Below are 10,938 nucleotides of genomic sequence, written 5' to 3'. Positions count from 1 at the left end.
AACGGACAACAGTACCAGGTTACCCCAGTACTGTTGCTGTATGGATTAACAGGAGTGTAATCAAAATACGCCGATTTTGCACCTGTTCCGTGTTAGCGCGTCTTAATAACCAGACGATTACTCTGCTTGACTTCTTCCATAACAACGTATGTCCGTGTGTCATTGACGCCAGGCAGACGCAGCAGGGTTTCCCCCAGTAACTTACGGTAAGCTGACATATCCGGCACGCGTGTTTTCAACAGGTAGTCGAAATCACCGGATACTAAATGACACTCCTGAATTTCTTCAAGTTTTTGTACAGCGGTATTGAATTGTTCAAACACATCCGGTGCGCCACGATTCAGAGTAATCTCAACGAATACCAGAAGTGATGCATCCAGATAATGGGGGTTCAGCAGCGCCGTATAGCCCTGAATAAACCCTTGTCTTTCCAGCCGACGCACACGCTCAAGGCACGGCGTTGGGGAAAGTCCCACACGTTTAGAAAGCTCGACGTTAGAAATACGCCCATCCTTTTGCAACTCATTAAGAATGTTACGATCGATACGGTCGAGATCTTTGCCAGGGCGCTTCTTGCTATCTACCATTATTATTGTCTCTCTGTATTCCTTCCCTACTCCTGTCTGACCCTGAAACATCACTGTTCAGAGTCGCTACCCGTCACGATAGACCGAAATCATGAAGATTCACGGCGCGCAATGCCTGGGTCTACGGTGAGAAGACCGTTGCCTTGTGGCAGCTATCGACATCACGAATGGCGTCTGTCCACGCCATACGTAGATTTCACTAGCACGGTAAACATGGTATTTACATGCATGGTTATGCGCATATAAGAATACTGTTTTTTTTCTTCCTCGAATGTTTTCGCAAAACACCAGGGGATTGTCAAAGCAAAACATCGATTTTTAGTACAACATGCCAGATATTCATTAACAGGGGCGTTTATTCATCATTTAATCGGCTTATAAAGCGGGAAATTTAAGTAGCAGAGGTGATAATGACGGGAGAATTTGACCTGCTTATCGATGCTGCCGATTGCACAAATTGTTAACAAAATCGTCATACTCTTTTTTTACGTCTGTAAATTCCCTACAATCCTGCCCATTGTCTGCCAACAACTATGGGGATCTCATGGGCACGACCAAACACAGTAAACTGCTTATCCTGGGTTCAGGCCCGGCGGGATACACCGCTGCTGTCTACGCGGCGCGCGCCAACCTGCAACCTGTGCTGATTACCGGCATGGAAAAAGGCGGCCAACTGACCACCACCACGGAAGTGGAAAACTGGCCTGGCGATCCAAACGATCTAACCGGTCCGTTATTAATGGAGCGCATGCACGAACATGCCACCAAATTTGAAACTGAAATCATCTTTGATCACATCAACAAAGTTGATTTGCAAAATCGTCCGTTCCGTCTGACTGGCGATAGCGGCGAATATACTTGCGACGCGCTGATTATTGCCACCGGAGCTTCTGCACGCTATCTCGGCCTGCCATCTGAAGAAGCCTTTAAAGGCCGTGGGGTTTCTGCTTGTGCTACCTGCGACGGTTTCTTCTATCGCAACCAGAAAGTTGCGGTCATCGGCGGCGGCAATACCGCGGTTGAAGAGGCGCTGTATCTGTCTAACATCGCTTCGGAAGTGCATCTGATTCACCGCCGTGACGGTTTCCGCGCGGAAAAAATCCTTATTAAGCGTCTGATGGATAAAGTGGAGAACGGCAACATCATTCTACACACCAACCGTACGCTGGAAGAGGTGACCGGCGATCAGATGGGCGTCACTGGCGTTCGTCTGCGCGATACGCAAAACAGCGATAACATCGAGTCACTCGACGTTGCCGGTCTGTTTGTTGCTATCGGTCACAGCCCGAATACGGCTATTTTCGAAGGGCAGCTGGAACTGGAAAACGGCTACATCAAAGTACAGTCGGGTATTCATGGTAATGCCACCCAGACCAGCATCCCTGGCGTCTTTGCCGCAGGCGACGTGATGGATCACATTTATCGCCAGGCTATTACATCTGCTGGTACAGGCTGCATGGCAGCACTTGATGCGGAACGCTACCTCGATGGTTTAGCTGACGCAAAATAATTTTACAAATCAGTAACAAAAGTAAAGAAGGCGACACCATGCGACTATGGGTCGCCTTTATTTTTTCCTCGTTGTAACATTGCTCTGCAAATAATTCTGATAACTCACCTGCTAAGCGTGCAATGAATAAATCCCGTCAAAAAGAGTTAACCCGCTGGTTAAAACAGCAAAGCGTCATCTCCCAACGTTGGCTGAATATTTCTCGTCTGCTGGGCTTTGTGAGCGGCATATTGATCATTGCCCAGGCCTGGTTCATGGCGCGAATTCTGCAACATATGATTATGGAGAATATTCCCCGTGAAGCCCTGCTGCTTCCCTTTACGTTACTGGTTCTGACCTTTGTACTGCGCGCATGGGTGGTCTGGTTACGCGAACGGGTGGGTTATCACGCCGGGCAGCATATCCGCTTTGCCATCCGCCGTCAGGTTCTCGACCGTCTGCAACAAGCAGGGCCAGCGTGGATTCAGGGTAAACCGGCGGGGAGCTGGGCGACGCTGGTACTCGAGCAAATTGACGATATGCATGATTACTATGCACGCTACCTGCCGCAAATGGCGCTGGCAGTGTCGGTGCCGTTGCTGATTGTGGTGGCGATCTTCCCCTCTAACTGGGCTGCGGCGCTCATTCTGCTGGGCACAGCACCGTTAATTCCGTTGTTTATGGCGCTGGTTGGAATGGGGGCTGCCGATGCTAACCGACGTAACTTTCTCGCTCTTGCTCGCTTAAGTGGGCATTTCCTCGATCGCCTGCGCGGCATGGAAACACTGCGTATTTTTGGTCGTGGTGAAGCTGAAATTGAAAGTATTCGTTCTGCTTCGGAAGATTTCCGCCAACGGACAATGGAAGTGCTACGGCTGGCGTTTTTATCCTCCGGCATTCTCGAATTTTTTACCTCGCTGTCAATTGCGCTGGTGGCGGTCTACTTTGGTTTTTCCTATCTCGGCGAGCTGGATTTTGGTCACTACGATACTGGCGTGACGCTGGCTGCGGGTTTTCTGGCCCTGATCCTTGCGCCGGAGTTTTTCCAGCCATTACGCGATCTCGGTACGTTTTATCATGCTAAAGCCCAGGCTGTTGGTGCAGCTGACAGTTTGAAAACGTTTATGGAAACCCCGCTTGCCCATCCGCAGCGTGGTGAGGCGGAATTAGCATCGACCGATCCGGTGACCATTGAAGCCGAGGAGCTGTTTATTACATCACCAGAAGGTAAAACGCTGGCCGGACCGCTGAACTTTACTTTGCCAGCAGGCCAACGTGCAGTGTTGGTTGGTCGCAGCGGTTCAGGTAAAAGCTCACTGCTGAACGCGCTTTCTGGTTTTCTCTCATATCAGGGATCGCTACGAATCAACGGGATAGAATTACGCGATTTATCACCAGAATCATGGCGTAAACATCTCTCCTGGGTTGGGCAAAACCCACAATTACCGGCAGCAACACTACGGGATAACGTACTACTGGCGCGACCTGATGCCAACGAACACGAGTTACAAGCAGCACTGGATAACGCCTGGGTCAGTGAGTTTCTACCGCCCCTGCCACAAGGCGTTGATACGCCTGTTGGTGACCAGGCTGCCCGCCTTTCCGTGGGGCAGGCGCAGCGCGTGGCGGTGGCCCGAGCATTACTGAATCCCTGTTCGCTATTACTGTTGGATGAACCCGCTGCCAGCCTTGATGCTCACAGTGAACAGCGCGTAATGGAGGCGCTTAATGCCGCCTCTCTGCGCCAGACAACGTTAATGGTCACCCACCAGTTAGAAGATCTTGCTGACTGGAATGTCATTTGGGTAATGCAGGATGGTCAGATTATTGAGCAAGGACGTTACGCGGAATTAAGTGTGGCTGGTGGCCCATTCGCCACATTACTGGCCCATCGTCAGGAGGAGATTTAAATGCGCGCTTTGCTACCCTATCTGGCACTGTATAAACGTCATAAATGGATGTTAAGTCTTGGTATCGTGCTGGCAATTGTCACGCTGCTCGCCAGCATCGGTCTGTTGACACTTTCGGGCTGGTTCCTCTCCGCCTCAGCGGTTGCGGGGGTTGCCGGACTGTACAGCTTCAACTATATGCTACCCGCTGCGGGCGTGCGTGGCGCAGCAATCACCCGTACTGCCGGGCGCTATTTTGAACGCCTGGTAAGTCACGATGCGACTTTCCGCGTGTTGCAGCATCTGCGCATTTACACCTTCAGCAAATTACTGCCCCTCTCCCCTGCCGGACTGGCGCGCTATCGTCAGGGCGAATTACTCAACCGCGTGGTGGCGGATGTTGATACGCTCGATCATCTTTACCTGCGCGTTATCTCACCGCTGGTAGGCGCTTTTGTGGTGATTATGGTGGTGACAATCGGGTTAAGTTTCCTTGATTTCACCCTCGCCTTTACGCTGGGCGGCATTATGTTACTGACGCTTTTCCTGATGCCACCACTGTTTTATCGTGCGGGAAAAAGCACCGGGCAAAATCTGACTCATCTTCGCGGGCAGTATCGCCAACAACTGACGGCCTGGCTGCAAGGGCAAGCTGAGCTGACCATTTTTGGTGCCAGCGATCGTTATCGCACGCAGTTAGAGAATACCGAAATTCAGTGGCTGGAAGCGCAACGTCGTCAATCTGAACTCACCGCATTGTCGCAAGCGATAATGCTGCTCATTGGCGCGTTAGCGGTGATCCTGATGCTGTGGATGGCGTCTGGCGGCGTTGGCGGCAATGCTCAACCCGGCGCGTTAATTGCCCTGTTTGTCTTCTGCGCGTTAGCCGCGTTTGAAGCACTGGCACCAGTAACGGGTGCATTTCAGCATCTGGGGCAAGTCATTGCCTCTGCCGTACGGATCACTGACTTAACGGATCAAAAACCGGAAGTCACCTTCCCTGATACCCAAACTCGTGTTGCCGATCGCGTTTCGCTGACGTTACGGGATGTTCAGTTCACTTATCCGGAGCAATCCCAACAGGCACTTAAAGGGATTTCTCTTCAGGTAAACGCCGGAGAACATATAGCGATTCTCGGGCGAACCGGATGCGGCAAATCAACATTGTTACAACTGCTGACCCGCGCATGGGACCCGCAACAGGGCGAGGTTTTGCTTAACGATAGCCCCATAGCCAGCCTGAATGAAGCGACTCTACGACAGACCATCAGCGTTGTGCCACAGCGAGTGCATCTGTTTAGCGCCCCGCTGCGTGATAATCTGTTACTCGCCTCACCTGGCAGTAGTGATGAGGCTCTGGCGGAGATCTTGCGTCGCGTTGGTCTGGAGAAGCTGCTCGAGGATGCAGGTCTCAACAGTTGGTTAGGTGAAGGCGGACGCCAGCTCTCCGGTGGTGAACTGCGCCGTCTGGCTATCGCCCGTGCGCTGTTACATGATGCGCCACTGGTACTGCTGGACGAGCCTACAGAAGGCTTAGATGCCACAACCGAAAGTCAGATCCTTGAATTGCTTGCAGAAATGATGCGTGAGAAAACGGTGTTAATGGTCACCCATCGACTTCGCGGACTCTCTCGTTTCCAACAGATAATAGTGATGGACAACGGGCAAATTATTGAGCAAGGTACTCACGCAGAACTGCTTGCCCGACAGGGGCGTTATTACCAGTTTAAGCAGGGTTTGTAAGCTATTATTGAACGATCCGACTTGCGTGGAGTTTTGCGGTCATGCGCCTGGTTCAGCTTTCTCGCCATTCAATAGCCTTCCCTTCCCCGGAAGGCGCATTACGTGAGCCTAACGGCCTGCTGGCACTGGGGGGCGATCTTAGCCCTGCGCGCCTGTTAATGGCTTACCAGCGTGGTATTTTTCCGTGGTTTTCTCCAGGCGACCCCATCCTCTGGTGGTCGCCCGATCCCCGCGCGGTGCTATGGCCAGAATCACTGCATATCAGCCGTAGTATGAAGCGATTTCATAAACGCTCGCCCTATCGAGTCACGATGAATTACGCTTTTGGTCAGGTCATTGAAGGCTGTGCCAGCGATCGCGAAGAAGGAACCTGGATCACGCGTGGCGTGGTCGAAGCCTACCATCGCCTTCACGAACTCGGTCATGCCCACTCTATTGAAGTCTGGCGTGAAGATGAGCTTGTCGGCGGTATGTACGGCGTGGCCCAGGGAACGCTATTTTGTGGCGAGTCCATGTTCAGCCGGATGGAAAATGCGTCTAAAACGGCGCTTCTGGTATTCTGTGAGGAATTTATTGGTCATGGCGGTAAGCTTATCGACTGCCAGGTACTTAACGATCACACAGCGTCGCTTGGTGCCTGCGAAATTCCCCGCCGGGATTACCTCAATTATCTCAATCAAATGCGCCTCGGACGATTGCCGAATAATTTCTGGGTACCACGGTGCTTGTTTTCACCACAAGAATGAATGTTTTCGGCACATTTCTCCCCAGAGTGTTATAATTGCGGTCGCAGAGTTGGTTACGCTCATTACCCCGCTGCCGATAAGGAATTTTTCGCGTCAGGTAACGCCCATCGTTTATCTCACCGCTCCCTTATACGTTGCGCTTTTGGTGCGGCTTAGCCGTGTGTTTTCGGAGTAATGTGCCGAACCTGTTTGTTGCGATTTAGCGCGCAAATCTTTACTTATTTACAGAACTTCGGCATTATCTTGCCGGTTCAAATTACGGTAGTGATACCCCAGAGGATTAGATGGCCAAAGAAGACAATATTGAAATGCAAGGTACCGTTCTTGAAACGTTGCCTAATACCATGTTCCGCGTAGAGTTAGAAAACGGTCACGTGGTTACTGCACACATCTCCGGTAAAATGCGCAAAAACTACATCCGCATCCTGACGGGCGACAAAGTGACTGTTGAACTGACCCCGTACGACCTGAGCAAAGGCCGCATTGTCTTCCGTAGTCGCTGATTGTTTTACCGCCTGATGGGCGAAGAGAAAGAACGAGTAAAAGGTCGGTTTAACCGGCCTTTTTATTTTGTGATATGTATGAAGTACTTTGGAAGTATAAATCCATAACTTGTCTCGATGTAGATATACTGCACAACTTGTTTACAGTATGAGCAAACAATAATTATCATTAAAATTCTTCTTGACCGTTTTACTCCAACTCCCTATAGTAGCGCCCCGTTGCCCCCCATGAGGTCAGGCAGCAAAACAATTTGGTGAGGTGTCCGAGTGGCTGAAGGAGCACGCCTGGAAAGTGTGTATACGGCAACGTATCGGGGGTTCGAATCCCCCCCTCACCGCCATATTTAAAGAAGAGCTCGTACGAAAGTGCGAGCTTTTTTTTTCGCATTTTATCTGCCTGTACGGCAGTGAACATGGTGGGCGGGTGGAGTATGTTACCAGTGAATTTCTAAGCTGCCTGTACGGCAGTGAACGCCAACTTTCACAGCCTTTGCAAGATTGTTCCTTTCTAAGCTGCCTGTACGGCAGTGAACTCAAATACTACACGTTTAGTCCGTTGTTAATAAAGCAAAACCATCTCATTTTCCTGCTGTCACCCTTTTTTATCCTTACCTTTTCCAGCAGCACTAATTATCAACAACTTACCTTTACCTCCAAAAATAGGGTTTTCACCGTTCCACCCCATAAATAAAAAGTCCGCAACCTCTTTCGAGATTACGGACTTCACCAACCTACCTGACAATTAGATTAATGCGCTGCTTCCGCCTTGTGCTTTTGTGCACTCTGGAATCCATAAGTCAGCTCATTTTTCTCTTTATCCAGCGCGACGGTGACCTGACCGCCGTCCACCAGCGAACCAAACAGCAGTTCGTTGGCGAGCGGTTTTTTCAGGTTGTCCTGGATGACACGCGCCATCGGACGAGCGCCCATTGCCCGGTCGTAACCTTTCTCAGCCAGCCAGTTACGCGCTTCCTGGCTCACTTCCAGAGAAACACCTTTCTGATCCAGCTGAACCTGCAACTCGACGATGAATTTATCCACCACCTGATGGATCACGTCGGTTGACAGATGATCGAACCAGATAATGTTGTCGAGACGGTTACGAAACTCCGGCGTAAAGATCTTCTTGATCTCTTCCATCGCATCGGTGCTGTTATCCTGGTGGATAAGACCAATGGATTTGCGCTCAGTTTCCCGTACCCCGGCGTTGGTGGTCATCACCAGCACCACGTTACGGAAGTCCGCTTTGCGTCCGTTGTTATCGGTCAGCGTACCGTTGTCCATCACCTGCAACAGAATATTGAACACGTCCGGATGCGCTTTCTCGATTTCGTCCAGCAGCAGTACCGCGTGCGGATGCTTGATTACCGCATCGGTCAGCAGCCCCCCCTGATCAAAACCAACGTATCCCGGAGGCGCACCAATCAGACGGCTGACGGTATGGCGTTCCATATACTCGGACATATCAAAGCGCAGAAGCTCAATGCCCAAAGCTTTCGAAAGCTGTACCGTCACCTCTGTTTTCCCGACCCCGGTAGGGCCGGCAAACAGGAACGAACCGACCGGTTTATGTTCGTGACCTAAACCTGCACGCGCCATCTTAATGGCTTCAGTCAGCGCCTCAATGGCTTTATCCTGACCGAAGACCAGCATTTTCAGGCGATCGCCGAGGTTTTTCAGGGTATCGCGGTCACTCTGAGAAACACTCTTCTCTGGAATGCGTGCAATACGGGCCACCACGGACTCAATATCCGCCACATTAACGGTTTTCTTGCGTTTGCTGACCGGCATCAGACGCGCGCGAGCGCCCGCTTCGTCGATAACATCAATCGCTTTATCCGGCAGATGACGATCGTTAATGTATTTCACCGCCAACTCTACCGCCGCACGCACCGCTTTTGCGGTATAACGCACGTCGTGGTGCGCTTCATACTTCGGTTTCAGGCCATTGATGATTTGAACAGTTTCTTCGATCGACGGTTCAGTAATATCAATTTTCTGGAAGCGACGCGCCAGAGCACGGTCTTTCTCGAAAATGTTGCTGAACTCCTGATAGGTTGTCGAACCAATTACGCGAATTTTACCGCTGGAGAGCAGCGGTTTGATCAGGTTAGCCGCATCGACCTGGCCACCAGACGCTGCACCCGCACCGATAATGGTGTGGATCTCATCAATAAACAGGATGCTGTTAGTGTCCTGCTCCAGCTGCTTGAGCAACGCTTTAAAACGTTTTTCAAAGTCGCCGCGATATTTAGTGCCCGCTAACAGAGAACCGATATCGAGAGAGTAAATCGTACAGTCAGCCATCACTTCCGGCACATCGCCCTGAACAATTCGCCAGGCAAGACCTTCCGCAATCGCGGTTTTACCGACACCAGATTCCCCCACCAGCAGCGGGTTGTTTTTACGGCGACGGCAGAGAACCTGAATAGCACGCTCCAGCTCCTTCTCACGACCAATCAGTGGGTCGATTCCGCCCACTCGCGCAAGCTGATTCAGGTTCGTCGTGAAATTCTCCATACGTTCCTCCCCACCAGCTTGTTCTTCGCTGTTTGGCTGGCTGCCAGGATCAGAAGACTGTGTCGGCTCGTCTTTACGCGTGCCATGAGAGATAAAGTTCACCACATCGAGACGGCTGACTTCATGTTTGCGCAACAGATATGCCGCCTGCGACTCCTGTTCGCTAAAGATAGCGACCAGAACGTTTGCACCGGTAACCTCATTGCGACCGGAGGACTGGACATGGAAGACCGCACGTTGCAGTACACGCTGAAAACTCAGCGTCGGCTGTGTGTCGCGCTCCTCTTCACTGGCAGGCAGAACGGGTGTGGTTTGTTCAATAAAGGCTTCCAGTTCCTGACGGAGCGCAACCAAATCCACAGAACACGCTTCCAGCGCCTCCCGGGCAGATGGGTTACTGAGCAGCGCCAGTAACAAGTGCTCGACGGTCATAAACTCATGACGGTGCTCGCGCGCTCTGGCGAAAGCCATATTTAAACTGAGTTCCAGTTCTTGATTGAGCATAGGCACCTCCCCCAATTTTTATGCCTGCATTCAGGCTTTTTCTAGCGTACACAGCAATGGATGCTCATTCTCCCTCGCGTACTTGTTCACCATCGCCACTTTGGTTTCTGCAACCTCGGCGGTAAAGACTCCGCAAATGGCCTTCCCCTGGTAGTGAACAGCGAGCATCAATTGCGTTGCACGTTCTACATCATAAGAAAAGAATTTTTGTAACACGTCAATAACAAACTCCATCGGAGTGTAATCATCATTGACTAATATCACTTTATACATAGATGGCGGTTTTAGCGCGTCGCGAACTTTTTCTTCCGCCAGTTGATCAAAGTCCAGCCAGTCGTTCGTTTTACCCATTGTCAGTTATCATCTTCGGTTACGGTTATCGGCAGAACGCCCTGCCGCTGACAAGAGCTTATTTGCCTGACCAATCTACTCCACATGATAGATAACTATCATCTATCGTTGGCATCAGCGACATCTGTCACATTCCTGTCAATAGCGTTAACTGCTTCAAATTTTTGATTCATACCTGCCCCCTGGCCCCTGTCAAATGCTTGACGGCTCGCCCTAATTCTCTAAATTGTATTTCTAGAGTTGGCGAGGTTTTGAACAGCCCCCTCTCTGACCCCGGTTTATTCCATCTTACTTGTATAAGATTTGCGAAGGATGTCGAAGCATGGAAAAGGGTACTGTTAAGTGGTTCAACAATGCCAAAGGGTTTGGTTTCATCTGCCCTGAAGGCGGCGGCGAAGATATTTTCGCTCATTATTCCACCATTCAGATGGATGGTTACAGAACGCTAAAAGCTGGACAATCCGTTCAGTTTGATGTCCACCAGGGGCCAAAAGGCAATCACGCCAGTGTTATTGTGCCCGTCGAAGTAGAAGCGGCAGTCGCATAGCTCTTCTGTCTCATTGTGTACATCCTAAAGGCAAAATGCCAGCCCGATCGGCTGGCATT

Annotated in this window: 11 protein-coding genes, 1 tRNA gene and 2 pseudogenes; 9 read left to right on the top strand and 5 right to left on the bottom strand. The window is 50.9% G+C overall.

What is annotated here, in order from left to right:
* Positions 1 to 92: 92 nt before the first annotated feature.
* Complete coding sequence (lrp, locus tag ACJHX7_RS00785) at positions 93 to 587, bottom strand: leucine-responsive transcriptional regulator Lrp (RefSeq protein WP_000228473.1); 495 nt, start codon at positions 585 to 587, stop codon at positions 93 to 95.
* 544 nt (positions 588 to 1,131) lie between these two features.
* Between lrp and trxB the strand changes: the two genes are divergently transcribed.
* The 8 genes and pseudogenes from trxB (at position 1,132) to ACJHX7_RS00745 (ending at position 7,298) form a co-directional block, all read left to right on the top strand.
* The gene (trxB, locus tag ACJHX7_RS00780; protein ID WP_000537432.1) at positions 1,132 to 2,097 is read left to right on the top strand and encodes a thioredoxin-disulfide reductase; all 966 of its coding nucleotides are present in this window, start codon (positions 1,132 to 1,134) and stop codon (positions 2,095 to 2,097) included.
* Positions 2,098 to 2,219: 122 nt separating this feature from the next.
* Complete coding sequence (gene cydD, locus ACJHX7_RS00775; protein ID WP_032171020.1) at positions 2,220 to 3,986, top strand: heme ABC transporter permease/ATP-binding protein CydD; 1,767 nt, start codon at positions 2,220 to 2,222, stop codon at positions 3,984 to 3,986.
* Positions 3,987 to 5,708: a heme ABC transporter ATP-binding protein/permease CydC gene (cydC, locus tag ACJHX7_RS00770; protein WP_094030412.1), complete on the top strand. Its 1,722-nt coding sequence runs from the start codon at positions 3,987 to 3,989 to the stop codon at positions 5,706 to 5,708. It begins immediately after the preceding gene.
* A 41-nt stretch (positions 5,709 to 5,749) separates the two neighbouring features.
* Positions 5,750 to 6,454, top strand: a complete 705-nt coding sequence (aat, locus tag ACJHX7_RS00765) for a leucyl/phenylalanyl-tRNA--protein transferase (RefSeq protein ID WP_001241678.1) — start codon at positions 5,750 to 5,752, stop codon at positions 6,452 to 6,454.
* Positions 6,455 to 6,599, top strand: a pseudogene (locus ACJHX7_RS00760) (hypothetical protein); the annotation flags it as partial.
* 59 nt (positions 6,600 to 6,658) lie between these two features.
* Positions 6,659 to 6,811, top strand: a pseudogene (locus tag ACJHX7_RS00755) (hypothetical protein); the annotation flags it as partial.
* Positions 6,739 to 6,957, top strand: a complete 219-nt coding sequence (gene infA / locus ACJHX7_RS00750; RefSeq protein WP_001040187.1) for a translation initiation factor IF-1 — start codon at positions 6,739 to 6,741, stop codon at positions 6,955 to 6,957. The pseudogene ACJHX7_RS00755 and the gene infA, both read left to right, overlap by 73 nt.
* A 253-nt stretch (positions 6,958 to 7,210) precedes the next feature.
* A tRNA-Ser gene (locus ACJHX7_RS00745) sits at positions 7,211 to 7,298 on the top strand.
* Positions 7,299 to 7,549: 251 nt separating this feature from the next.
* On the opposite strand, the gene ACJHX7_RS00740 is transcribed toward ACJHX7_RS00745, so the two are convergent.
* The 4 genes from ACJHX7_RS00740 to yljB form a co-directional block, all read right to left on the bottom strand.
* Complete coding sequence (locus ACJHX7_RS00740; protein WP_261785415.1) at positions 7,550 to 7,684, bottom strand: hypothetical protein; 135 nt, start codon at positions 7,682 to 7,684, stop codon at positions 7,550 to 7,552.
* A gap of 20 nt (positions 7,685 to 7,704) precedes the next feature.
* On the bottom strand, positions 7,705 to 9,981 hold the full coding sequence (clpA, locus tag ACJHX7_RS00735; protein WP_000934041.1) for an ATP-dependent Clp protease ATP-binding subunit ClpA: 2,277 nt from the start codon (positions 9,979 to 9,981) through the stop codon (positions 7,705 to 7,707).
* Positions 9,982 to 10,011: 30 nt separating this feature from the next.
* Positions 10,012 to 10,332 (bottom strand): ATP-dependent Clp protease adapter ClpS, encoded by a 321-nt coding sequence (gene clpS, locus ACJHX7_RS00730; protein ID WP_000520781.1) that lies wholly within the window; start codon positions 10,330 to 10,332, stop codon positions 10,012 to 10,014.
* A 98-nt stretch (positions 10,333 to 10,430) separates the two neighbouring features.
* Positions 10,431 to 10,505, bottom strand: coding sequence for a protein YljB (gene yljB / locus ACJHX7_RS00725; protein ID WP_001406719.1), 75 nt, complete (start codon positions 10,503 to 10,505; stop codon positions 10,431 to 10,433).
* Positions 10,506 to 10,654: 149 nt separating this feature from the next.
* On the opposite strand from yljB, the gene cspD reads away from it, so the two are divergent.
* Entirely contained in the window at positions 10,655 to 10,879 is a 225-nt protein-coding gene (gene cspD, locus ACJHX7_RS00720; RefSeq protein WP_000410785.1) for a cold shock-like protein CspD, read from the top strand.
* Positions 10,880 to 10,938: the final 59 nt, after the last annotated feature.

The sequence above is a fragment of the Escherichia sp. WS1451 genome (assembly GCF_046487365.1).
In the GTDB taxonomy this organism is placed as follows: domain Bacteria; phylum Pseudomonadota; class Gammaproteobacteria; order Enterobacterales; family Enterobacteriaceae; genus Escherichia; species Escherichia coli.
This window is presented reverse-complemented; position numbering and strand designations above follow the sequence as displayed.

Excerpts from the sequence above, each read along its gene's own strand:
- lrp (WP_000228473.1), bottom strand. The coding sequence starts at position 587 with ATGGTAGATAGCAAGAAGCGCCCTGGCAAAGATCTCGACCGTATCGAT.
- trxB (WP_000537432.1), top strand. The coding sequence starts at position 1,132 with ATGGGCACGACCAAACACAGTAAACTGCTTATCCTGGGTTCAGGCCCG.
- clpS (WP_000520781.1), bottom strand. The coding sequence starts at position 10,332 with ATGGGTAAAACGAACGACTGGCTGGACTTTGATCAACTGGCGGAAGAA.
- infA (WP_001040187.1), top strand. The coding sequence starts at position 6,739 with ATGGCCAAAGAAGACAATATTGAAATGCAAGGTACCGTTCTTGAAACG.
- clpA (WP_000934041.1), bottom strand. The coding sequence starts at position 9,981 with ATGCTCAATCAAGAACTGGAACTCAGTTTAAATATGGCTTTCGCCAGA.
- cydD (WP_032171020.1), top strand. The coding sequence starts at position 2,220 with ATGAATAAATCCCGTCAAAAAGAGTTAACCCGCTGGTTAAAACAGCAA.
- cspD (WP_000410785.1), top strand. The coding sequence starts at position 10,655 with ATGGAAAAGGGTACTGTTAAGTGGTTCAACAATGCCAAAGGGTTTGGT.
- cydC (WP_094030412.1), top strand. The coding sequence starts at position 3,987 with ATGCGCGCTTTGCTACCCTATCTGGCACTGTATAAACGTCATAAATGG.
- aat (WP_001241678.1), top strand. The coding sequence starts at position 5,750 with ATGCGCCTGGTTCAGCTTTCTCGCCATTCAATAGCCTTCCCTTCCCCG.